The following is a 22,678-nucleotide window of genomic DNA, read 5'->3' as shown; positions in this document are numbered from 1 at the left end:
CAGCGCGGGGGCGGACCGGGCCGCCAGGTAGGCGGGGCCCGCCCATCCGAGCAGGGCCGTGGCGAGCAGCGGCCGGGGGTCGCGTTCGAGGACGATCAGCGTCTGAAGCGCACCGGCACAGCCCTGGCAGTGCGCGAGGTGCCGCTCCACGTCCTCGTTCTGCCGGGCGTCGTCACGGCGGGCGGCGGCGTCGAGGAGGCGGCCGAAGCCCTTGCACCGGGGGTCCTCACTGCGCTCCAGGTACGTCCGCAGGTAGGCCTCGCGCAGCGCGTCCCGGGCCCTGGCGGTCAGGTCGGGCAGCTCCGGGGCCCTGTCGCCGGTCCAGCGGGCGACGTCGGCGTCGGCCTCCCGCTCGACGACCGCGTGCCACAGCACGCCCTGGGTGTGCTGGGGCAGCACGGCGAAGGCGCCGCACAGCACGGAGCGTTCGGCAAGGTGGAGCCGAGGGTTGACGGGCAGGCCCGGGAGCCCGGGCACGCGCTGCTCGGCGCCGCGGATGTCGTCGATGAAGGCGGCGTACTCGTCACCGAGCCGTTCGCGGCGGCTGCCGCCCGCCCACACGGCGGCGGCCTGATGGACGAGCATCAGCAGCCGGTGCCGCCAGGGACCGCGCGGGTCGACCCCCCGGTGCACCTCCTGCCAGGCCAGCGCGAAGGCCTGCGCGGCGAGTTGGTCGGCGGCGGACTGTCCGCGGGCGCACAGCCGTGCGTAGCACAGGACGGCCGGGAGGTGACGGCGGCGCAGTTCCTCGGTCGCCGGGTAGGCGGTCGGTGCGCCGGCCCGTACCCGCTCGGTGAGAGCGGCGTCGGACAACTCGTCGTAGACGGGCTCTAGGTGCGTTTGGGACACGGCGGACCACCCGGACACGTCGATGGGTCTGGAGGGACAGGGTTGCCCATGGTGGGCCACAAGTTACTGCCGAGGAAAGTGTTTCCGCTGGTAACTCCCCTGTGCGGCAAGGAGTAAGCGCCTTCAGCCCACGCACTGCGGCCGACGGGTCACCCTGTGCCGCCGAGGTCGTGCCCCCTCAGCGGATGACGTGCGGCAGGAAGCGCGCGTACGTGTCGGTGACCAGGCCGGCCGACTCGCGTATGCCGAGCCCGGCCGGCTCGTCCGCCACGACCCATGCGCCGAGCACCACGTGGTTGCCGTCGAACACCGGCAGCGGGGCCAGTTCCTGGTAGCAGCAGGGTTCGTCGGCGCGCGGCACGGCGGCTTCTCCCGCGCGGTGCACGGTGACGCCCGCGCCCTCGCGGCCGAGCAGCGGCTTGGCGACCCAGCCGGTGGTCCGGGCGAGGTCGCGGGGACCGTCGAGGTGGGCGGCGAGGAGGTTGGGGTGGCCCGGGTAGAGCTCCCACAGGACGGCCAGCAGCGCCTTGTTGGACAGCAGCATCTTCCAGGCGGGCTCGATCCAGCAGGTGGTGCCGGTGCCGCCGCCGTTGTCGAGGGTGTCCAGGACGTGGCCGCCGAACGGGTCGCCTGCCAGCCATTCCCAGGGGTAGAGCTTGAAGCAGCTGCGGATGAAGCGCATCCGGTCGTCGACGAAGCGTCCGGACAGCTCGTCCCAGCCGATCGCCTCGACGGACAGGGCGTGGGTGTCGAGCCCGGCCTGTTCGGCGGTCTCCCGCAGGTAGGCCACCGTCATCAGGTCCTCGCCGAGCTCGTCGGCCTCGGTGTGGGCGAAGTGCACCGGTCCGGGCGGCAGCAGCGGGGCCTGGCGCCGCCACGCGTCGACGAGGCGCTCGTGGAGGGAGTTCCACTGGTCGGCGCCGGGGAAACGGTCCTCCATCCAGAACCACTGCGCGCTGGCCGCCTCCACCAGCGAGGTGGGGGTGTCGGCGTTGTACTCCAGCAGCTTCGCCGGGCCGGTCCCGTCGTAGCGCAGGTCGAAGCGGCCGTAGAGGGAGGGGAGTTCGGTGCGCCGCCGCCAGGACTCGGCGATCCGCCCGGCCAGGCGCGGGTCGTGGACGCCGAGTTCGGCGAACCGGTCCTCGGCCACGATGTGCTCCGCGGCGGCGAGGCACATCGCGTGCAGTTCCGCGACGGTCTCCTCCAGGGCCTCGACCTCCGGGAGCGAGAACGCGTAGTACCCGCTCTCGTCCCAGTACGGCCGCAGGGAGCCGTCGGGGTGACGGGTCAGCGGGTAGACGACGCCCTGGTCCTCCACGATCCGCTGCCAGCCCGGGCGCGGCTCGACGGCGTACCGGCGCATCAGCCGCCGCCGGACCCGTGGCCCGAGCCGTGGCCGCCGAAGCCCCCGGTCTTCACCGACGACTTGTCGAAGCTGCCGCCCTTGGCCTTCCCGCTGCGGACGCTGCCCCCGTAGTAGTAGCGGCCGTGGCCGCCGTCGTCGTCGCACTCCTTGACCGGGAGCGTCCGGTACGTGTCCGGGTCCACGCAGCGCTTGTCGGGGTCGGAGCCGCACGCGGTCAGCGCGGCGGCCAGCACGCCCATACCGCCGAGGATCACCGTGCCGGACCTGAACCGCCGTCGCTCCGTAGTCGTCATGTCCACAGCGTAGGCAGCGGGGGCCGGCGCCACGAGAGCGGGGTCGCGGGCGGCCCGCCACGAAGGACGGGGGCGGCCGTCGGTCTCGACGGCCGCCCCCGGGGCGGAGCACGGTCGCGGGACCTGCCCGCTCGTGCCGCGTACTACTGGACGATCGTGATGCGGTTCGCCGCCGGGGCCGCCAGCGGCGCGGAGGCCGAGGAGTTGGCGGTCAGGTAGGCGTTGAGCGCGGCCAGGTCGTCGCCGCCGACGAGCTCGTTGGTGCCCTTGGCCAGCTCGCCGAAGCCGTCACCGCCGCCGGACAGGAAGGAGTTCATCGCGACGCGGTAGCTGCCCGCCGGGTCGATCGGGGCGCCGCCGAGACGGATCGAGTCGGTCACGACACGGGCGGCACCGGTCTTGGTGAGGTCCAGCGTGTAGGTCAGGCCGCTGGAGATCTGCAGGATCTTCGGGGCGGCCTCGTTGCTGCCGCTGACCTGCTGCTGGAGCACGGTGACCAGCTGGGCGCCGGTCAGCGTCCGCAGGTTGACCGTGTTGCTGAACGGCTGGACCGCGAAGCCCTCGGCGTAGGTGACGACGCCGTCGCCCTCGCTGCCGGAGGCCTTGTGCACCAGGTCGGTGCGGATCCCGCCGGGGTTCATCAGCGCGATCGTGGCCGACGGGTCGAGGGTCCTGGCGTACGCGAGCTGCGCGTCGGCGATGAGGTCGCCGAGGGCGGACTCGTTGCCGGCCCGGGTGATGTCCTGCGAGATGTAGCCGACGGTGCGGCCCGCGACCGGGGCGGCCAGCGTCTGCCAGCGGCTGATCAGCGAGGTCATGTCCGCGGCCTTGGTCTGGGTGCGGTCCACGACGTGGTTGGAGCCCTCGACCGAGGCGCGCACGATGTCGTGCGTGCGCAGGTCGTACTTCATGTCGAGCTCGGTGAAGAGCCGGCCGAAGGACGCCGCGCTGGTGACCAGACGGTCGTTGCCCTTGGGGTCGGGGATGGTGCAGACGTACGCGTTGTGGGTGTGGCCGGTGACCAGCGCGTCGACGTCCGCCGAGGTGTTCTTGGCGATGTCGACGATCGGGCCGGACAGACCGGTGCCCGCACCGCCGGCGTCGCAGTCGTAGTTGTACGCGGAGGAGGCGGGGAAGCCGCCCTCGTGCACGAGCGCGACGACGGCGTTGACGCCCTTGCGCTTGAGCTCCTTGGTGTACTTGTTGATCGTCTCGACCTCGTCGAGGAACTTCAGGCCCTTGACGCCCTCGGCGGTGACGATGTTCGGGGTGCCCTCGAGCGTGACGCCGATGAAGCCGACGCGGACGCCCTTGACGTTCTCGATGGTGTAGGGCTTGAGCAGCGGGCGGCCGGTCTTCTCGTTGACGACGTTCGCCGAGAGGATCGGGTAGTCCGCGCCCGTGAACGTGCGGCCCTTCTCGTAGCAGCCCTCGACCGGGTGGCAGCCGCCGTTCTGCAGACGGAGCAGCTCGTCCTTGCCCTCGTCGAACTCGTGGTTGCCGACGCCGGTGACGTCCAGGCCCAGCTTGTTCATGGCCTCGACGGTGGGCTCGTCGTGGAACAGGCCCGACAGCAGCGGGCTGGCGCCCACGATGTCGCCGGCGGCGACGGTGAGCGAACGCTCCTGCCCCTTGCGGGCGGTGCGCAGGCTGGAGGCCAGGTACTCGACGCCGCCGGCGTCGACGGTCTTGGTGGTGCCGTCCGCCTGGAGCTCGGTGACGCGGCCGGAGGAACCGGCCGGGGGCTCCAGGTTGCCGTGGAAGTCGTTGACGGCGAGGAGCTGGAGGTCGACGGTACGGCTGCCGTGGCCGTGACCCCCGTGGTGGGTCTCGTGGGCCTGGGCGGCCGGGCTCGCTATCGCGAGCACACCGACCGCCGCGAGGCCGGCGGTCGCGGCGGCGACGCGGCGTGCGGCACGGCGACGCGGGTGGGTCACTGACATGGGTCCCCTTGGACGTGAACGATGGATGGAGGCGGAGGACGGCCGCAGCCTATTGTCAACGCGCGTAGTTGTCAGTGGCTTTGCGGTTACGGGCAGGTTTCGACTGATCGGTACATGACGGGCAGCCGGGCATTCCGTCTCACTCACCGGAACGATCTGTCTCGCCATTCAAACAAGCGACATAGTTGGATCCACCACCGACCGAGGAGGTGCACCCATGCCCCGTCGCTGGCTGATGCTCGCCCTGGGCACCGCCGCACAGACCGCCGCCTGCGCCTTCGTCTACGGAGTCCCCTATCTGGCCGCCACGTTGCGGGACACCGCGCACCTGACGCTGCCGCAGATCGGACTGCTCATCGCCTGCCCCACCACCGGGCTGGTCGCGGCCCTCGTCGTGTGGGGCGCCGCCGCCGACCGGTACGGCGAACGCGTCGTCATCGCCACCGGGCTGGGCGGCGCCGCCGCGCTGCTCGCCGTCGCGGCCGGCGCGGTGCGCGCCGGAGGCGGCACGACGGCACTGGGCGCGCTGCTCGCCCTGGCGGGAGCGGCGGGGGCCTCGGTGTACTCCGCGAGCGGACGCCTCGTCATGGGCTGGTTCTCCGCCGGGGAACGCGGGCTGGCCATGGGCATCCGGCAGACCGCCACCCCGCTGGGCATGGGCGTGGCCGCACTGACCATGCCGCCGCTCGCCGCCGCGTACGGGGTGCACGGCGCCTTCGGCTTCCTGGCCGCCGTGTGCGGGGTCGTCGCCAGCCTGGTCGCACTGTTCGCCGCCGACCCGGTACGCCCGCGGACCGGTCCCGGCGCGGCACCGGCCGCCAACCCCTACCGGGGCTCGGCGACCTTGTGGCGGATCCACGGCGCGGGCGCGCTGCTGGTCGTACCGCAGTTCACGGCGGGGGCCTTCGCCCTGGTGCTGCTGGTGGACACCCGGGGCTGGTCGCCGGTCGGCGCCGGCCGGCTGATCGCCGTCGCACAGGTGCTGGGGGCCTGCTTCCGGATCGCCGCCGGGCGCTGGTCGGACCGGGTCGGCAGCCGGCTGCGGCCGATGCGGCAACTCGCCGTCGGCACCGCCGTGGTGGTCGCCGCGGCGGCGGTGACCGCGGCCTTCCCCTCCGCGGTGACCGCCGCCGCCCTCGTCCTGTCCATAGGGATCACCGCCAGCACCAACGGCCTGTCCTTCACCGCCACGGCCGAACGCGCCGGCCCGTCCTGGTCCGGCCGTGCCCTCGGCGTCCACAACACCGGACAGAACCTGACCGCCGCCGTCGTCCCGCCGCTGAGCGCCGCCCTCATCTCGGCCACCGGCTACTGGCCCGCCCTCGCCGCCGCGGCGGCCGTGGCCTGCGGTGCGGCGGCACTGGTGCCGATGGACACCTCCCGCACCCCCACGGCCGTAAGCTCGGTCCCATGACCGACGCAGCAGCGCAGCAGACCGCCGTGGGCCCCCGCAGGATCGAGACCCTCGACGCGCTGAGCCCCGGCCGCGCCGAGGCGGTCCTGGCCCTGATCGAGGCGGCCGCGGCGGTCGACGGCCAGGCCGCGGTCTCCGAGCAGGGCCGGCTGAACCTGCGCGGCGGTGCCCGTGAGGGCGTGCGCCACCTGGTGGTCGAGAGCGACGGCGTGCTCGTCGGGTACGCCCAACTGGAGGACACCGACCCGGTCGAGGCCCCCGCCGCCGAGATGGTCATCCACCCCGCGTACCGCGCGCAGGGTCACGGCCGCGCCCTCGGCCACGCACTGCTCGCCGCCTCCGGCAAACGGCTGCGCGTGTGGGCGCACGGCGGCCACCCCGCCGCCCGCCACCTGGCCGGGCTGCTCGGCCTCGCCCTCTTCCGCGAGCTGCGGCAGCTTCGCCGCCCCCTGGAGGAGGGCGCCGGCGCGCCCCCGCTGGGCGGGCCCGTGCTCCCCGCCGACGTCACCGTGCGCGCCTTCGTCCCCGGGCAGGACGACGCCGCCTGGCTGGCGGTCAACGCCGCCGCCTTCGCGCACCACCCCGAGCAGGGCAGCCTCACCCAGCGCGACCTCGACGACCGCAAGGCCGAGCCCTGGTTCGACCCGGCCGGCTTCTTCCTCGCCTTCCGCGGCGACCGGCTGGCCGGCTTCCACTGGACGAAGGTGCACGAGCGCGAGCGCCTCGGCGAGGTCTACGTCCTGGGCATCCATCCCGAGGAGCAGGGCGGCGGCCTGGGCCGGGCGCTCACCCTCATCGGGCTGCGGTACCTCGCGCACGACCGCGGCCTGCCCACCGCGATGCTCTACGTCGACGCGGACAACGCCCCCGCCCTCGCCGTCTACGAACGTCTCGGCTTCACCACGCACGAGGTCGACCTGATGTACCGGACGGAGACCTGAGGCTCCCGCGGGCGGGCGACCGGACCCCGGCGGAGCCTTCCGGGTGATCGTCCGGACACGGCCGGTACGTACGGCGATTTCCTGACCGCCACCTGCCCGTTACCGGCGATTCAAACTCGCTTGCGAGCATCTGTGAATGCAGACGCCCGCCGCGACCCACTTCCCCCCTCTCGACCTGCCGGTATCCCGGCGCGCCGGGGACAATGGGGGCATGGTCGGTGGCCGGGTTCCGTGCGCCGCCGTCCACGTGAACGACGTGCCGGATCCGGAGGAGGGCTCGCACCCATGGCCTCGATGAATTTCCCGACGAACGCCCGGACCGAGCGGTCCGGCTCCGGTGCGCCCACCGCGTCCGAGACCCCGGCGGAACAGCCCCCGGCGGAGCAGTCCCCGGCCTACGGCCGCCCGCACGTCGTCCCGCCCCTGCACCCCGAACTCAAGCGCCTGGACGGCCTCGCGACCGTGCCGCGGCCCGCGGAGAAGTCGGGCGAGGCCCTTGCGGCCGACGCGGCGGTGGACGAGGGCACGGACGAAGAGCTCCCGATGAACCGTTTCCTTGACCGCGAGCAGAGCTGGCTGGCCTTCAACGAGCGCGTGCTGGAACTCGCCGAGGATCCGGGCACCCCCCTCCTCGAACGGGCCAACTTCCTCGCGATCTTCGCCAGCAACCTGGACGAGTTCTTCATGGTCCGCGTCGCCGGCCTGAAGCGCCGCATCACCACCGGCGTCGCCCAGCGCTCGGCCTCGGGCCTGTCGCCCACCAAGGTGCTGGAGAACATCCTCACCCGCGCCCGCGAGCTCATGGCCCGGCACGCCGCCTGCTTCCAGAACGACGTGGCCCCGGCGCTCGCCGAGGAGGACATCCACATCATCCGGTGGAGCGACCTCACCGAGAAGGAGCAGGCCCGGCTCTTCACGCTCTTCCGCAACAAGATCTTCCCGGTCCTGACCCCGCTGGCCGTCGACCCGGCGCACCCGTTCCCGTACATCTCCGGCCTGTCCCTGAACCTGGCCGTCACCGTGCGCAACCCGGTCTCCGGTCACGACCACTTCGCCCGTGTGAAGGTCCCGCCGATCCTGTCCCGGTTCCTCGAGGCCGGCCCGCAGCGCTTCGTCCCGCTGGAGGACGTCATCGCCGCGCACCTGGAGGAGTTGTTCCCCGGCATGGAGGTGCTGGACAGCCACATGTTCCGGGTGACCCGGAACGAGGACCTGGAGGTGGAGGAGGACGACGCGGAGAACCTGCTCCAGGCCCTGGAGAAGGAGCTGCTGCGGCGCCGCTTCGGTCCCCCGGTCCGCCTGGAGGTCGAGGAGTCGATCTCCCCGCAGGCCCTGGACACCCTGGTCCAGGAACTGAACATAGAGGACGCCGAGGTCTACCCGCTGCCCGGACCGCTCGACCTGACCGGGCTGTTCGCGATCGCCGGGCAGGACCGTCCGGAGCTGAAGTACCCGAAGTTCGTCGGCGGCACCCACCCGGACCTGGCCGAGGTCGAGTCCGCGCACGCCACCGACGTCTTCGCGGCGCTGCGCGAGCGCGACGTGCTGCTGCACCACCCGTACAACTCCTTCTCCACCTCCGTGCAGCGCTTCCTGGAGCAGGCCGCGCAGGACCCGGACGTCCTGGCCATCAAGCAGACGCTGTACCGCACCTCCGGCGACTCCCCGATCGTGGACGCCCTGATCGACGCCGCCGAGGCCGGCAAGCAGGTGCTGGTGCTGGTCGAGATCAAGGCGCGCTTCGACGAGCAGGCCAACATCAAGTGGGCCCGCAAGCTGGAGGAGGCCGGCTGCCACGTCGTCTACGGCCTGGTCGGGCTGAAGACGCACTGCAAGCTGTCGCTCGTGGTCCGCCAGGAGGGCGACACGCTGCGCCGCTACAGCCACGTCGGCACCGGCAACTACCACCCGAAGACCGCCCGGCTCTACGAGGACCTCGGGCTGCTGACCGCCGACGCGCAGGTCGGCGCCGACCTGTCCCACCTGTTCAACCGGCTCTCCGGCTACTCGCGCCGCGAGACCTACAACCGCCTGCTGGTGGCCCCGCGCAGCCTGCGCGACGGGCTGGTCTCGCGGATCCTCGCGGAGATCACCCACCATCGCGAGGGCCGGCCCGCGTACATCCGGATCAAGGCCAACTCGATGGTCGACGAGGCGATCGTCGACGCCCTCTACCGGGCCTCGATGGCCGGCGTGCCCGTCGACGTCTGGGTGCGCGGCATCTGCGCGCTGCGCCCGGGGGTGCCGGGCCTGTCGGAGAACATCCGGGTGCGCAGCGTGCTCGGCCGCTTCCTGGAGCACTCCCGGGTCTTCGTCTTCGGCAACGGAGGCGACCCCGAGGTGTGGCTCGGCAGCGCCGACATGATGCACCGCAACCTCGACCGCCGGATCGAGGCGCTGGTCCGGGTCGCCGACCCGGCGCACCGCGCCTCCCTGAACCGATTCCTGGAGACCGGAACCTCGGACTCCACCTCGTCCTGGTGGCTCGGCCCGGACGGGGACTGGACCCGGCACAGCACCGACGCCGAAGGGCGTCCGCTGCCCCACATCCAGGAGATGCTCATCGATGCGCGGAGGCGCCGGCGTGGCCCAGCGACACCCTGACACGGCAGCGACGCCCGCCGGCCTGACCGCCGGCGGGCTCCCCGACCGTGAGGCCGGTGCGGTCCTCGGACAGTACCTGCGGGAGGAGGCCACGGCCTTTCTGCGCGCACTGGCACCACGTGAGGGCGAACCCGGCCGGCCTCAGGACGACACCGCCGAGAGCGGCCGCCAGATGCGCCGCTCGGCCCGCCGCATCGCCGGCACCCTGCACACCTTCGGGTCGCTCACCGACCCGGGCTGGGCCGACCCCCTGCGGGCCGAGCTCGGCTGGCTCACCGACACCCTCGGCCGCGAGCACCGCTACGCCGCCCGGCTCAGCCGGCTGATCGGCGCACTGCAGCGGCTGGCCTCCGCGGAGGACACGGGGGGCATCCCCGCCGCTCCCGCCGACGACGACCTCGGCCTGTGGCTGCCGGTGCCCACCGTGCCGGACCCGGCGTCCGCAGCGTCCGAACCGCCCCGCGAGCGCCTGGGCGGCGTCGCGGAGACCCCACGCGGCACGACGGCGGCGCCCCAGGCGCCCGCCGAGGTCCCGGAACCGCTGACCGCGGTGGCCCACGCCGCCGGGACCCGTCGCTCGCCGGCTCCGCCGCAGGCCGCCGAACGCGGCGGCGCCGCGGGCGGCCCGCTCGCCGTGGGCGCCGCCCGGGCCGGTGCCCTGCTGGAACGTCAGCTCACGCTCGCCCGGACCCGGGCGCACTCCGCCGCCCTGCAGGCCATGGGCTCCTCGCGGTTCCACGCGGTGGTGGACGCGGTGGCGGTGCTCGCCTCCGAGGTGCCGCTGTCCCCCACGGCGCGCAAACCCGCCGCCACCTTGCTGCCGCTGCTGGCGGAGCAGGCCCACGCCCGGCTCACCGAGGCCGCGGCCGCACTGCCGCTGACGCGCGCACGGCACCCGTACAACGGCGAGACGCTCCACGCCGCGCTCGCCGGCGAACTGCCCGCAGAACGCCAGGACGCCGCGTGGAACCGGGTCCGCGTCCTGTTGCGGCTGCGCCGCTACTCCCAGGAGGTGCTGGCCTGCGACGACGGGGACTCCGCCGCCCGGCTGGCCGCCGCGGCGCGGGTGCTGGAGCAGCACCGCGAGGCCTCGGAGGCCGCGACCGCGGTGACCGCCGCCGCCCGCACCCCGCGGATCGCCCCCGCCACCGCCTACGCGCTGGGCGTGCTCCACGCCGACCAGCGCCTGGAGGTGGAGGCGGCCCGGTACGCCTTCGCCCACCTTTGGTCGCGCTGACGGTCGCGCCGACCGTCCGGCCCGCCCGTGGGGGCGGCCCGTGACCCGCAACCCGGAAAGGAGCACCGCCATCGCCTCCACCGGAACCGCCGACACCCCGATCCTCGCCGCCGGAGCGGTGCTGTGGCGCCGCTCCCCGTTCGACGACGGCCTGGAGATCGCACTGATCCACCGCCCCAAGTACGACGACTGGTCGCTTCCCAAGGGGAAGTTGAAGCGCGGGGAGACGGCGCTGGACGGCGCGCTCCGCGAGGTCAAGGAGGAGACCGGGCTCGACTGCGTGCCCGGGCGGGTGCTCCCGTCCTCCACCTATCTCGTGGAAGGGCGCACGAAGATTGTGCGTTACTGGGCCGCCGAGGCGCGCGAGGGTTCCTTCGCCCCGAACCACGAGGTCGACCGCATGCTCTGGCTTCCGCCGGCCGCCGCGCGCAACCGGCTCACCCATGAGCGGGACCGTGCCGTGCTCGACGCGTTCCTGCGCGGAACGCGCATGTGACGGTGGCACGCTGAGACGTACGCCACTCGGTGTGGGCTACAGCACCGCACTGATATGCGAGGTTCACCTTGCGTTCACCCTTGGCCGTCGACCACTTCACCTGATCTGCCTAATTTCGGCCTTACCGGTGAGCGAGCAGCCGCCGGGTGGATGCAGAAATCCATACCTCTGCTTCGCCGTCCACCGGCGGGCTTCAGGAAGGAATCACCAAAGGTGAAGCTTCAGCGTAAGAGCGGGCTCCGCGCCCTGGCCGTCGGCGCGGTCGCGGTCTCGGGTGCCCTCATGCTCACTGCGTGCGGTTCGGACGACAACACAAACGCGGGCGGCGACAGCAGCAAGGCACCCACGTCGTCCAGCAGCATCAAGTGCGCGGACAAGGGCGGCCAGCTCCTCGCTTCGGGCTCCTCGGCGCAGCAGAACGCCATGGACGCCTGGGTCAAGAACTACCAGCAGGCCTGCACCGACGCCCAGATCAACTACAAGGCGTCGTCCTCCGGTGAGGGCATCATCGACTTCAACAACGGCACGGACGGCTTCGCCGGATCCGACTCGCCGCTGAAGCCCGAAGAGGTCGAGGCGTCCAAGAAGGTCTGCACCGACGGCACCGGCATCAGCATCCCGATGGTCGGCGGCCCGATCGCCATCGGTTACAACGTCTCCGGCGTGGACAACCTGGTCCTGGACGCCCCGACCCTGGCCAAGATCTTCGACTCGAAGATCACCACCTGGGACGACGCGGCCATCAAGAAGCTGAACCCGGACGCCAAGCTCCCCAGCTCCAAGATCCAGACCTTCCACCGCCAGGACGAGTCCGGCACCACGGACAACCTCACCAAGTACTTCAACGGTGCCGCCAAGGACGCGTGGCCGTACGAGCACGCCAAGGCGTGGGCGGGCAAGGGCGGCCAGTCCGCCGCCAAGTCCGCCGGTGTCGCGGCCCAGGTCAAGCAGGTCAACGGCTCGATCGGTTACTTCGAGCTCTCCTACGCGACCGCCAACAGCATCAAGACGGTGAAGATCGACACCGGCGCCTCCGCCCCGGTCGAGGCCACCGCCGACAACGCCTCCGCCGGCATCGCGCAGGCGAAGGTCGTGGGCACCGGTGCCGACCTGTCCCTGGACATGTCCGCCGCCTACACCACCAAGGCCGACAACGCCTACCCGATCGTCCTGGTGACCTACGAGATCGCCTGCGACAAGGGCAACAAGGCCGAGACCCTGCCGCTGGTGAAGTCCTTCCTGGGCTACACCGCGTCCGAGGAGGGCCAGTCGATCCTGTCCGAGGCCGGCTACGCGCCGCTCCCGGCCGAGATCGCCACGAAGGTCCGCTCCACCGTGGACGCCCTGTCCTAACCCAGTCGACCGGCCCCGCGACGCACGTCGCGGGGCCGGTCGCACTTCCGGTGCACCGCCGCCGGGGGAGTGATCCCCCACCCAGACCGGAGAGAAAACCGATGGCTATAACCGCACAGAAGCCCACCCCGCCACCGTCCGCCAGGCATGCCGGGGCCACCGTCACGCGCGCCGGCGACAAGATCTTCTCAGGCCTGTCCCGTGGTTCCGGCATCCTGCTGCTGGTGATCATGGCGTCGATCGCGATCTTCCTGACGATCCGCGCGATCAACGCGATCTCCAAGGACCAGGGCAACTTCCTGACCACCTTCGAGTGGAACGCCGGCGCGAACCCGCCGGTCTTCGGCATCGCCGTGCTCGCCTACGGCACGATCGTCAGCTCGGTCATCGCGATGGTCATCGCGGTCCCGATCGCCGTCGGCATCGCGCTGTTCATCTCGCACTACGCGCCGCGCCGCATCGCCTCGCCGCTGTCGTACATCGTCGACCTGCTCGCCGCCGTGCCCAGCATCATCTACGGCCTGTGGGGCGCGCTCTTCCTGGTCCCGCACCTGGTCGGCCTGAACATGTGGCTGGACGAGTACCTCGGCTGGACCGTCGTCTTCGAGAAGGAAGACCCCCAGGGCGCGGCCCGCTCGATCTTCACCGTCGGCATCCTGCTGGCGATCATGATCCTCCCGATCATCACCAACGTCAGCCGCGAGGTCTTCCGCCAGGTGCCGCGGATGCACGAGGAGGCCGCCCTGGCCCTCGGCGCGACCCGCTGGGAGACCATCCGCATGTCGGTGCTCCCCTTCGCCCGGTCCGGCATCATCAGCGCCTCGATGCTCGGCCTCGGCCGCGCGCTCGGCGAGACGATGGCCGTCGCCACGGTGCTGTCCGCCGCGCCCATCCTGTCGGTGCACGTCCTGGACCCGGTCGGCGGGACCTTCTCCCAGAACATCGTCGCCAAGTTCGGCGAGGCCAACGAGTTCGGCCGTGACGCACTGATCGCCTCCGGTCTGGTGCTCTTCGTCATCACCCTGCTCGTCAACGGTGCCGCCCGCGCGATCATCGCCAAGCGCAAGGAATACTCGGGGGCCAACGCATGAGCCACGCAGTAGCAGACAAGCGCTCCGCCCCCGCGGTGCCGCAGCGGGCCCTGGCCCAGCGCCGGCTCCCCAAGTGGGCTCCCGCGGGCATAGCCGCCGGCGCGCTCGTGCTCGCCGTCGGCATCGGCCTCGGAGCGAGCCTGGACAGCAAGATCCAGTGGGGTCTGATCGCCGTCCTGCTGTTCGTCCTCGGCACCTACGCGATCGCCGCGATGGTCGAGGGCCGCCGCCAGGCCAAGGACCGGGTCGCCACCAGCGTCATCTGGGCGTCCTTCGTCCTCGCCGCGCTCCCCCTGTACTCGCTGATCCAGACCACGGTCAGCAAGGGTGTCAAGATCCTCGACGGCGCCTTCCTGTCGCACTCCATGAACGGCGTGCTGACCATCGGCGAGGGCGGCGGTGTCTACCACGCCATCATCGGCACCCTGGAGCAGGTCGGCATCGCCACCGCCATCGCGGCCCCGATCGGCATGATGACCGCCGTCTACCTCGTCGAGTACGGCAAGGGCCGGCTCGCCACGGCGGTGACCTTCTTCGTCGACGTCATGACGGGCATCCCGTCGATCGTCGCCGGTCTGTTCATCCTGTCGACCTGGAACCTGCTGCTGGGCTTCGGCCCCTCGGGCTTCGCCGGCGCCATGGCCCTGGCCATCCTGATGATGCCGGTGGTCGTCCGCTCGACCGAGGAGATGCTCAAGCTCGTCCCGAACGAGCTGCGCGAGGCCTCGCTGGCGCTCGGTGTCCCCAAGTGGCGCACCATTGTGAAGGTGGTCATCCCGACCGCGATCGGCGGCATCACCACGGGCGTCATGCTCGCGGTCGCCCGCATCGCCGGTGAGAGCGCCCCCATCGCGCTGTTGGTCTTCGGCAACAACCTGATCAACAACGACCCGTTCAACGGCCCTCAGGCCTCACTGCCGTTCTACATCTACCAGCAGTACCAGAACGGCAACGAGCCGAGCTACGACCGGGCGTGGGCGGCGGCACTCGTGCTGATCGCCTTCGTCATGATCCTCAACCTTGTGGCGCGCAGCATCGCGCGCTGGAAGGCCCCGAAGACCGGTCGCTGACGCGGCCAACATCAGCGACCCAAGGATTGCGAGCAACACCACCATGGCCAAGCGAATCGACGTCAGCGGACTCTCCGCCTACTACGGCGGCTTCAAGGCGATCGACGACATCTCGATGAACATCGAGCCGCGCACGGTGACGGCCTTCATCGGCCCGTCCGGCTGCGGCAAGTCCACCTTCCTGCGCACCCTCAACCGCATGCACGAGGTCACCCCCGGCGGCCGCGTCGAGGGCAAGGTGCTCCTGGACGACGAGAACCTCTACGGCCCCGGCGTGGACCCGGTCTCCGTGCGCCGCACGGTCGGCATGGTCTTCCAGCGCCCCAACCCGTTCCCGACGATGTCGGTCTACGACAACGTCGCGGCCGGCCTGAAGCTGAACGGCGTCAAGAAGAAGAGCGACCTCGACACGATCGTCGAGAAGTCGCTGCGCGGCGCCAACCTCTGGAACGAGGTCAAGGACCGCCTCAACAAGCCCGGCTCGGGCCTGTCCGGCGGTCAGCAGCAGCGTCTGTGCATCGCCCGCGCCATCGCGGTCGAGCCCCAGGTCCTGCTCATGGACGAGCCCTGCTCCGCGCTCGACCCGATCTCCACCCTCGCCATCGAGGACCTGATCGGTGAGCTCAAGGAGCGTTTCACCATCGTCATCGTGACCCACAACATGCAGCAGGCCGCGCGCGTCTCCGACCGCACCGCCTTCTTCAACCTGTCGGCGGTGGGCCAGCCCGGCAAGCTGATCGAGATCGACGAAACCGAGCGCATCTTCTCCAACCCGTCCGTCCAGGCGACCGAGGACTACATCTCCGGCCGCTTCGGCTGATCCGTCCCGCAGCCGGCCACAGCCGTCCTGCGGTGCTGCATGGCGGTGCCACCGCAAGGCGAAGGGCCCGCCCCCCGTACGGGGGGCGGGCCCATTTGCGTCGTACCCGGGGGCGCGTACCCGGGGGCGGGTCGTCCCCGGCTCAGCCGAAGGCCACGTGCACCACGGCGTAGACCAGCGCGGCCACCAGCGCCGCGGCCGGCATGGTGATGAACCAGCCGGTCACGATGTTCTTCGCGACGCCCCAGCGGACCGCGTTGACCCGCTTCGTCGCACCGACGCCCATGATGGCCGAGGTGATGATGTGGGTCGTGGAGATCGGCGCCTTGAAGATGTAGGCGGTCGTGTAGAGGATCGACGCCGCCGTGGTCTCGGCGGCGAAGCCCTGCGGCGGGTCCAGCTCGATGATCTTGCGGCCGAGGGTGCGCATGATGCGCCAGCCGCCGGCGTACGTACCGAGCGAGAGCATCGCCGCGCAGGCGAACTTCACCCACAGCGGGATCCCGTCGCCCTCCTCCTGGACGTCGGCGATGGTCAGCGCGAGCACCACGACGCCCATCGTCTTCTGCGCGTCCTGCAGGCCGTGGCCGAGCGCCATGCCCGCGGCCGAGACGGTCTGCGCGATGCGGAAGCCGCGCTTGGCCTTGTGGGGGTTGGCCTTGCGGAAGATCCACAGGATGGCCAGCATCACCAGGTAACCGACGACCAGCCCGACGACCGGCGACAGGAACATCGGCAGGATGACCTTGTCCACCACCCCGGACCAGATGACCCCCGTGCCGCCGGCCAGCGCCGCCCCCACCAGACCACCGAAGAGCGCGTGGCTGCTGGAGGAGGGCAGCCCGTAGTACCAGGTGATCAGGTTCCAGACGATCGCCCCGACCAGCCCGGAGAAGAGGATCGCCATGCCGGTCTGCCCGTGCGGCGTCTCGATCAGGCCCTCGCTGACGGTGTGGGCGATCCCGGTGCCGAGGAAGGCGCCGGCGAGGTTCATCACCGCGGCCATCGCCAGCGCGGCCCGCGGGGTCAGCGCCCGGGTGGACACGGAGGTGGCGATGGCGTTCGCGGAGTCGTGGAAGCCGTTGGTGTACGTGAAGAAGAGCGCGACGCCGATGGTCACGACCAGAGAGAAGGTCTCCACCGGGGTCAGGACTCCTTGACCGCGATGGTCTCCACGGTGTTGGCCACGTGTTCGAAGGCGTCCGCCGCCTCCTCCAGGACGTCCACGATCTGCTTGAGCTTGAGCACCTCGATGGCGTCGTACTTGCCGTTGAAGAGGTGCGCCAGCAGCTTGCGGTGGATCTGGTCCGCCTGGTTCTCCAGCCGGTTGACCTCGATCCAGTACTCGGTGAGGTTGTCCATGGTCCGCAGGTGCGGCATCGCCTCGGCGGTCAGTTCGGCCGCCCTGGCCAGCACCTCGATCTGCTGCTCGACCCCACGGGGCAGTTCCTCGACCTGGTACAGCACCACCAGGTCGACGGCCTCCTCCATGAAGTCCATGATGTCGTCGAGGGACGACGCCAGGGAGTAGATGTCCTCCCGGTCGAAGGGCGTGATGAAGGAGGAGTTCAGCTGGTGGAAGATCGCGTGCGTGGCGTCGTCCCCCGCGTGCTCCGCGGCACGCATCCGTTCCGCGATCTCCGAGCGGGTGGCCGAATCGGCCCCGAGCAGTTCCATGAGGAGCTTCGACCCTGTGACGATGTTGTCCGCGGATGCGGCGAACATGTCGTAGAAGCTCGTCTCCCTGGGGGTCAGACGAAAGCGCACGTGAAGTCCTCGGAATACATCGGTTTCGGTCGCATTGATGCTAGGCGCATCATCCGGCAACAGCTAACCGGCGTCCTACAGTGTCGCTCATCACCGCGGGTGCGCCCTAGCTGGGGTTCTGCACGCACCCTCGCACATTGGGGCGAATTCGGTACGATATACCCTGCCGGGGTATAGGGGGCAGGAGGGACATCATGACGGTCATCGAGACCGGTGGCGCCGAGGAACAGGCGCAGTCGCCGGCGGACGACGCCGGGGACGCTCCGGAGCACGGGCACGAGGCGCACCAGCACGGCTACGCCAAACAGAAGGACCAGCACCTCAAGCGGCTGCGCCGCGTCGAGGGGCAGATCCGCGGTCTGCAGCGGATGGTCGAGCAGGACGTGTACTGCATCGACATCCTCACCCAGGTGTCGGCCGGTACGAAGGCTCTGCAGTCCTTCGCCCTCCAGTTGCTGGAGGAGCACCTGCGGCACTGCGTCGCGGACGCCGCGGCGAAGGGCGGACCGGAGGCCGACGACAAGGTGGCCGAGGCCACCGCCGCCATAGCCCGGCTGCTCCGGAGCTAGCGACCGGCCCCTGCCGACCACCGGGTCCCCTGCGCGGGCACGCGGGGGCTCACGTTCAGCACCTCGTCGATGCGCTCGGAACTCAGCCGTTCCTCGGTCGTCGCCGACGCCGCGATCATCAGCTCGCAGCACAGCTCGATCTCCGCGAGGGCCACGTGGACCTGATCGTCCTGGTCCAGGAGCCACACCGCCACGTGCACCACCTCCTCCCCGCCCAGCGTAGGGACTGGTGCACGGTCCGTGCATGACACGGACGGGCCATTTCGGCAAGCCCTCAGGGGCCGGTCGCAGAAACGATCTTCCCCGTGTAGATGTCGGTCTCCCGGGGCAGCATGACCCGCACCGGCACCCCGAATCCGTACATCCCGGTCGTCGAGATCACCGTGACCTGCGCCGGCGCGCTCCGTACGCCCGCGCCCCCGCCGTTGCTGAAGGTGAACCGCTGCCGCACCTTGCGCAGCCGGCCGTCCTCGTCGAGCCAGGCGTCGAACGGGACCCGGGTCACGGTGAAGCCCTCCGCCGCGGCCGCGAGCTCCGCCCGCACCAGCGGGGAGGCGATGCGTGCGGCGTCCGCGATGTCCGTGACCCCCTGGTAGTGGCGCACCCGCACCCCGTCCAGGGTCTCCGTCCCGGTCTGCCGCACCTCCCGCGCCCCCCGCAGCAGCTCCACGGCCACCAAGGGGTCGGTCGCGCCCCCCGTGACGAGGTTGCCGTCCGGCAGCCTGGTCGTGTCGACCCGCACCCACTTGTCGGCGGGCACGCCCTCGCCCCGGTTCTTCATGTAGAGGGCGCCGGGCGTCAGCAGCTCCGTGACCGGCTCGTGCTCGGCGTCCCCGGCCGCGTCCGGCGGCAGGACCACCTGGAGGTGGCCGCGGCGCTCGGCGTAGTCGAAGGAGCCGGTGCCCCTGATGGCGATCTTCGTGCCGCCGCTGGCCATCTCCATCGACGTGACGATCTTCGAGCTGCCCGCGGCGGCCAGGGAGTCCACCGCCTGCCGCAGCGTCTCCCCCGCGTCGACCGGGACGCTGTCCACCTCGACGGCCTCACCGGCGGCCGAGCACCCCGCCACCGCCAGCGCGCACAACCCGAGACCCACGGCTGCCACAGTCGCCCGACCGAGCTGCCCCATCTCCGCCAACCCCCTGCACCCGCGCCTCGGACGTCGTCGGGCATAACGAGGGTCAGGGCACCGCGTCACGGCCGGTAGCTTTGTTCCGTGCCTCCCAGCGATCCGCCCCCGCCCGCCCACCGGGCGACCACCACCGAGAAGGGCGCCTTCTCCCGCGCGACCTGCGTCTGCGGCTGGCGGGGCCCGGCCCGCCGGGCGCGCGACCGCGCCCGGCGCGACGCCACCGACCACGAGCAGGGCTGACGACGGTCCGGCGGACGTCACATCCCCCACCCGCAACCGGTCACCTGTTCCCCACCGTCCTCACGGACGACCACACGGGGGAAGCGGAGCGGGAGGCCCCACTTTGAACCGACGAACTTTGATCCGCGGCGGCGCCGGCGTCGCCGCGGCGGGCTGGCTGGCCACGGCCTGCACCCCCGAGAGCGGCCGTCCCGCGCACGCGGGCAGCGCCGCGCCCGGCACCCCCGGCACCACCACGACGGCCGGCGGCTCCGCGTCACCCAGCGCCTCGCCGACCGCCCGCCCCGACTGGAAGGCCCTCGGCCGCACCCTGGACGGCAGCCTCGTCCTGCCCGACGACGCGGACTACGCCACCGCACGCCTGCTGTACAACACCCGCTTCGACGGGCAGCGCCCCGCCGCCGTGGCGTACGTCTCCGGCACCGAGGACATCCGCGCGTGCCTGGACTTCGCCCGCCGCACCGGCGTCCCCGTCTCGGTCCGCAACGGCGGGCACTCCTACGCCGGCTACTCCGGCGGCAAGGGCCGGCTCGTCCTCGACGTCTCGTCCATGGCCTCGGTGAGCCTGTCCGGCGGCACCGCGACCATCGGGGGCGGGGCGAAGCTCATCGACGTCTACACCAAGCTCGGCGCGAGCGGCCGCACCCTGCCGGCCGGCTCGTGCCCGACGGTCGGCATATCCGGCCTCACCCTGGGCGGCGGCCACGGGGTGCTCAGCCGCGCGTACGGGCTGACCTGCGACAGCCTCACCGGCGCCGAGATCGTCACGGCGGGCGGCCGGGTGCTGCGCTGCAGCGCCAGCGAGAACCCGGAGCTGTTCTGGGCGCTGCGGGGCGCGGGCGGCGGCCAGTTCGGCGTGGTCACCCGGCTGACGTTCGACACGCAGGCCTCCCCGCAGGTCGTCACCGGCTACCTGACCTGGCCCTGGAGCAAGGCCGCCGCCGTCCTGCGCGCCTGGCAGGAGTGGGGGCCCACCCAGCCCGACGAGATCTGGTCCGCCCTGCACCTGGACAAGTCGGGCACCGGATCCCCGCAGATCAGCATCGCCACCGTGGGCATCACCTCGCGCGACGGGCTCGCGAACGCCGTCGACCGGCTCGCCGACACCATCGGCGCCCCCGCGACCAGCGTCTCCCTGCACCCGCGCTCCTACCTCGACGCCGCCCTCGCGTACGCGGGCTGCTCGAACCTGAGCACCGCCCAGTGCCACCTGCCCGGTACCACCCCGGGTCGCAGCCCCTCCGGCCGGCTCGGCCGGGAGACCTACGCGGCCCGCTCGGACTTCTACGACCGCTCGCTCTCCGCCGCCGGCATCCAGACCCTCCTGTCCCAGGTGGAGGGGCTCCGCTCCGGCTCCGGCAGCGTCTCCCTCACCGCGCTGGGCGGCGCCGTCAACCGTGTCTCGCCCACGGCCACCGCCTTCGTGCACCGGCGCTCGCGCTTCCTGGCGCAGTACATAGAGAGCCCCGGCACCACGGGCTGGCTGACCGGGCTCCACACGGCCATGCGCCGCCACGCCTCCGGCGCCGCCTACCAGAACTACACCGACGCCACGCTGACCGACTGGCGCACCGCCTACTACGGCTCGGCCGCCGACAAGCTGACCCGCCTGAAGACCCGCTACGACCCCTCGCGGCTGTTCAGCTTCCAGCAGGCCCTGTAACGAGGCCCCGTCCGCCGGCGGCGGCCGTCAGGCGGCCAGGTCCCTGTCGACCGCCGACGGCTCCGGGTAGGGCTCGCCCCGGCGGGCCCCCGGCGACCGGCCGGGCGAGGCCTGCACGAGCACGCCGATGCGGGACCCCGCAACGGCCTTCGTCAGCGGTGTCAGCAGGGCCAGCGCCGCCGGGGCCAACAGCAGCGCGACGGCCGTGCCGAGGGCGAAGCCGCCCAGGACGTCGGTGGGGTAGTGCACGCCCATGTAGACGCGGCAGAAGCCCTCGGCCAGCGCGACGGCGATGGCCGCCAGGCCCCACTTGCGGCTGACCATGAACAGCCCCATCGCGACGGCCATCGTCAAGGTGGCGTGGTCGCTGACGAAGGAGAAGTCGGTCTTCCCCTTCACCAGGACGTCGATGCCCTCGTGGTCCACGAAGGGCCGGGGCCGGTCCACGAAGTTCCGCAGCGGGATGTTGAGCGCCAGCGCGATCGACGCCGCCAGCCCGGCCCAGATCACACCCGCCACGGCCGTCGGCGCCTCGGTGCCGCTGCGGCGCGCCACGCGCCACCAGCACCAGCCGGCGATCAGCACCATGAGCAGGATCAGGCCGTACTCGCCGACGGCCTCCATCACACGGTCGAACCAGCGCGGGGCGTCCTTCGCGAGCCCGTTGATGTCGCGGAGCAGACTGACGTCGGGGTTCGAGCCGTCCAGTGAGAGCTCTGCCACCGGTGTCCCTCACTCTCTTCCGCCGCACCCCCGTGCACGTCCGTGTGGGAGTTGATTCTCCCCCGTCCAACGGACGGCACGGTACGTCGCGTTCCGGTCTCCACCGGATGATCACCAAGGTGTTATCGAAGGGAGACACGTTCCCGCATGCCGGGGCCGGGTGTTCACCCACGGCGACGCCGCGGCGGGCGCGCGACGGTCACACCGCCGCCGCACCTGCCGCCGTCACGCGCGTCGCCCCGATGTAGTCCGGGGTGTCGATCTTGTCGAAGCGGATCACCGCGCCCGTGTAGGGAGCGTTGATCATGTAGCCGCCGCCGACGTAGATCCCCACGTGGTGGATGGACCGCGGGTCGGTCAGGTCGTACGCGAAGAAGACCAGGTCGCCCGGGAGCAGCTCGTCCCGCTCCGGGTGCGGTCCGGCGTTCCACTGGTCGTTGGCCACGCGCGGCAGCTCGATCCCCACCGAGTGGTACGCCGCCTTCGTCAGGCCCGAGCAGTCGAACCTGCCGCCCTGCTCCGGCGTGCCGTTGCCGCCCCACAGGTACTTCGTCCCCAGCTTCTGCTGGGCGTAGTAGATCGCGCCCGCCGACTGTCGCGACGGCCCCACCGGGCCCACGGGCGCCGCGAAGCTCTTCTGCAGGGTCGTGATGATCCGGACGTAGTTCTGCGTCTCCCGGATCCGCGGCACCCCGCCGGCCTGGATGACGCGGTACGCACCCGCGTTATACGCGGCGAGCATGTTCTCCGTCGGGTCCCCCGGCACGTCCTTGACGTAGCCCGCCAGCTCGCAGTCGTACGAGGCTGCCGAGGGGATGGCGTCCGCCGGGTCCCACACGTCGCGGTCCCCGTCACCGTCCCCGTCCACGCCGTGCGTCGCCCACGTCCCGGGGATGAACTGCGCTATCCCCTGCGCCTGCGCCGCGCTCTGCGCCTTCGGGTTCCAGCCGCTCTCCTGGTAGAGCTGTGCCGCCAGCAGCGCCGGGTTGATGGCCCCGCAGAGGTTCCCCCACTTCTGCACCAGGCCCTGGTTGTCTCTTATACCCATCTCCAATCCCCCGAGACCCCTCTACACCCCTCATGCCGTCTTTTTCTTTAAAAAAAAAA

The 22,678-nt window shown here is 71.5% G+C and carries 21 protein-coding genes and 1 pseudogene; 12 read left to right on the top strand and 10 right to left on the bottom strand.

What is annotated here, in order from left to right:
- The 4 genes and pseudogenes from PV341_RS29245 to PV341_RS29230 all read right to left on the bottom strand — a co-directional run.
- A pseudogene (locus PV341_RS29245) lies at window positions 1-849 on the bottom strand (ricin-type beta-trefoil lectin domain protein); the annotation flags it as partial.
- 178 nt (window positions 850-1,027) lie between these two features.
- Window positions 1,028-2,212: a glutathionylspermidine synthase family protein gene (locus tag PV341_RS29240; RefSeq protein WP_500359395.1), complete on the bottom strand. Its 1,185-nt coding sequence runs from the start codon at window positions 2,210-2,212 to the stop codon at window positions 1,028-1,030.
- Window positions 2,212-2,508, bottom strand: coding sequence for a hypothetical protein (locus PV341_RS29235; protein WP_500330731.1), 297 nt, complete (start codon window positions 2,506-2,508; stop codon window positions 2,212-2,214). Before PV341_RS29235 ends, PV341_RS29240 begins: the two co-directional genes overlap by 1 nt.
- 143 nt (window positions 2,509-2,651) lie before the next feature.
- On the bottom strand, window positions 2,652-4,451 hold the full coding sequence (locus PV341_RS29230; RefSeq protein WP_500330730.1) for a bifunctional metallophosphatase/5'-nucleotidase: 1,800 nt from the start codon (window positions 4,449-4,451) through the stop codon (window positions 2,652-2,654).
- Window positions 4,452-4,668: 217 nt separating this feature from the next.
- Here PV341_RS29230 and PV341_RS29225 point away from each other — a divergent pair, with 217 nt between their 5' ends.
- From PV341_RS29225 to pstB, 9 genes are all read left to right on the top strand, one after another.
- Entirely contained in the window at window positions 4,669-5,865 is a 1,197-nt protein-coding gene (locus PV341_RS29225; RefSeq protein WP_500359394.1) for an MFS transporter, read from the top strand.
- Window positions 5,862-6,806, top strand: a complete 945-nt coding sequence (mshD, locus tag PV341_RS29220) for a mycothiol synthase (protein WP_500330726.1) — start codon at window positions 5,862-5,864, stop codon at window positions 6,804-6,806. Before PV341_RS29225 ends, mshD begins: the two co-directional genes overlap by 4 nt.
- 285 nt (window positions 6,807-7,091) lie before the next feature.
- The gene (locus PV341_RS29215) at window positions 7,092-9,410 is read left to right on the top strand and encodes an RNA degradosome polyphosphate kinase (RefSeq protein ID WP_500330725.1); all 2,319 of its coding nucleotides are present in this window, start codon (window positions 7,092-7,094) and stop codon (window positions 9,408-9,410) included.
- A complete protein-coding gene (locus PV341_RS29210) occupies window positions 9,373-10,647 on the top strand; it encodes a CHAD domain-containing protein (RefSeq protein WP_500330724.1) in 1,275 nt (424 codons plus the stop codon). Before PV341_RS29215 ends, PV341_RS29210 begins: the two co-directional genes overlap by 38 nt.
- 40 nt (window positions 10,648-10,687) lie before the next feature.
- A complete protein-coding gene (locus PV341_RS29205) occupies window positions 10,688-11,143 on the top strand; it encodes an NUDIX hydrolase (RefSeq protein WP_500359393.1) in 456 nt (151 codons plus the stop codon).
- A 213-nt stretch (window positions 11,144-11,356) separates the two neighbouring features.
- A complete protein-coding gene (pstS, locus tag PV341_RS29200; protein WP_500330721.1) occupies window positions 11,357-12,496 on the top strand; it encodes a phosphate ABC transporter substrate-binding protein PstS in 1,140 nt (379 codons plus the stop codon).
- A 101-nt stretch (window positions 12,497-12,597) separates the two neighbouring features.
- Window positions 12,598-13,587 (top strand): phosphate ABC transporter permease subunit PstC, encoded by a 990-nt coding sequence (pstC, locus tag PV341_RS29195; RefSeq protein ID WP_500330720.1) that lies wholly within the window; start codon window positions 12,598-12,600, stop codon window positions 13,585-13,587.
- Window positions 13,584-14,657, top strand: coding sequence for a phosphate ABC transporter permease PstA (pstA, locus tag PV341_RS29190; protein ID WP_500330719.1), 1,074 nt, complete (start codon window positions 13,584-13,586; stop codon window positions 14,655-14,657). Before pstC ends, pstA begins: the two co-directional genes overlap by 4 nt.
- 43 nt (window positions 14,658-14,700) lie before the next feature.
- Entirely contained in the window at window positions 14,701-15,477 is a 777-nt protein-coding gene (pstB, locus tag PV341_RS29185; protein ID WP_500330717.1) for a phosphate ABC transporter ATP-binding protein PstB, read from the top strand.
- 142 nt (window positions 15,478-15,619) lie between these two features.
- Here pstB and PV341_RS29180 read toward each other — a convergent pair whose 3' ends face one another.
- Complete coding sequence (locus PV341_RS29180; protein WP_499513103.1) at window positions 15,620-16,618, bottom strand: inorganic phosphate transporter; 999 nt, start codon at window positions 16,616-16,618, stop codon at window positions 15,620-15,622.
- Window positions 16,619-16,623: 5 nt separating this feature from the next.
- Window positions 16,624-17,244 carry a DUF47 domain-containing protein gene (locus PV341_RS29175; protein WP_026251102.1) on the bottom strand — a complete coding sequence of 207 codons (621 nt, stop codon included), beginning with the start codon at window positions 17,242-17,244 and terminating at the stop codon, window positions 16,624-16,626.
- Between the two features lie 194 nt (window positions 17,245-17,438).
- Here PV341_RS29175 and PV341_RS29170 point away from each other — a divergent pair, with 194 nt between their 5' ends.
- Window positions 17,439-17,813: a metal-sensitive transcriptional regulator gene (locus tag PV341_RS29170; protein WP_500330714.1), complete on the top strand. Its 375-nt coding sequence runs from the start codon at window positions 17,439-17,441 to the stop codon at window positions 17,811-17,813.
- On the opposite strand, the gene PV341_RS29165 is transcribed toward PV341_RS29170, so the two are convergent.
- Together PV341_RS29165 and PV341_RS29160 are read right to left on the bottom strand one after the other, a co-directional pair.
- Entirely contained in the window at window positions 17,810-18,016 is a 207-nt protein-coding gene (locus tag PV341_RS29165) for a hypothetical protein (RefSeq protein WP_499513101.1), read from the bottom strand. The two genes, PV341_RS29170 and PV341_RS29165, sit on opposite strands and share 4 nt — an antisense overlap.
- A 71-nt stretch (window positions 18,017-18,087) precedes the next feature.
- Entirely contained in the window at window positions 18,088-18,942 is an 855-nt protein-coding gene (locus PV341_RS29160; protein WP_500330712.1) for an SCO4651 family lipoprotein, read from the bottom strand.
- An 87-nt stretch (window positions 18,943-19,029) separates the two neighbouring features.
- Between PV341_RS29160 and PV341_RS29155 the strand changes: the two genes are divergently transcribed.
- Both PV341_RS29155 and PV341_RS29150 read left to right on the top strand, forming a co-directional pair.
- Window positions 19,030-19,185: a hypothetical protein gene (locus PV341_RS29155; RefSeq protein ID WP_500330710.1), complete on the top strand. Its 156-nt coding sequence runs from the start codon at window positions 19,030-19,032 to the stop codon at window positions 19,183-19,185.
- Between the two features lie 103 nt (window positions 19,186-19,288).
- Window positions 19,289-20,848, top strand: a complete 1,560-nt coding sequence (locus tag PV341_RS29150; RefSeq protein WP_500330708.1) for an FAD-binding oxidoreductase — start codon at window positions 19,289-19,291, stop codon at window positions 20,846-20,848.
- 27 nt (window positions 20,849-20,875) lie between these two features.
- Here PV341_RS29150 and PV341_RS29145 read toward each other — a convergent pair whose 3' ends face one another.
- The gene (locus PV341_RS29145) at window positions 20,876-21,571 is read right to left on the bottom strand and encodes a phosphatase PAP2 family protein (RefSeq protein ID WP_500359391.1); all 696 of its coding nucleotides are present in this window, start codon (window positions 21,569-21,571) and stop codon (window positions 20,876-20,878) included.
- A gap of 199 nt (window positions 21,572-21,770) precedes the next feature.
- A complete protein-coding gene (locus PV341_RS29140) occupies window positions 21,771-22,619 on the bottom strand; it encodes a C40 family peptidase (RefSeq protein WP_500359390.1) in 849 nt (282 codons plus the stop codon).
- Window positions 22,620-22,678 lie beyond the last annotated feature (59 nt).

The organism is Streptomyces sp. PA03-1a (assembly GCF_033792805.1).
In the GTDB taxonomy this organism is placed as follows: Bacteria; Actinomycetota; Actinomycetes; order Streptomycetales; family Streptomycetaceae; genus Actinacidiphila.
The sequence above is the reverse complement of the archived record's forward strand: the minus strand, read 5'-3'. Positions and strand labels throughout refer to the sequence as shown.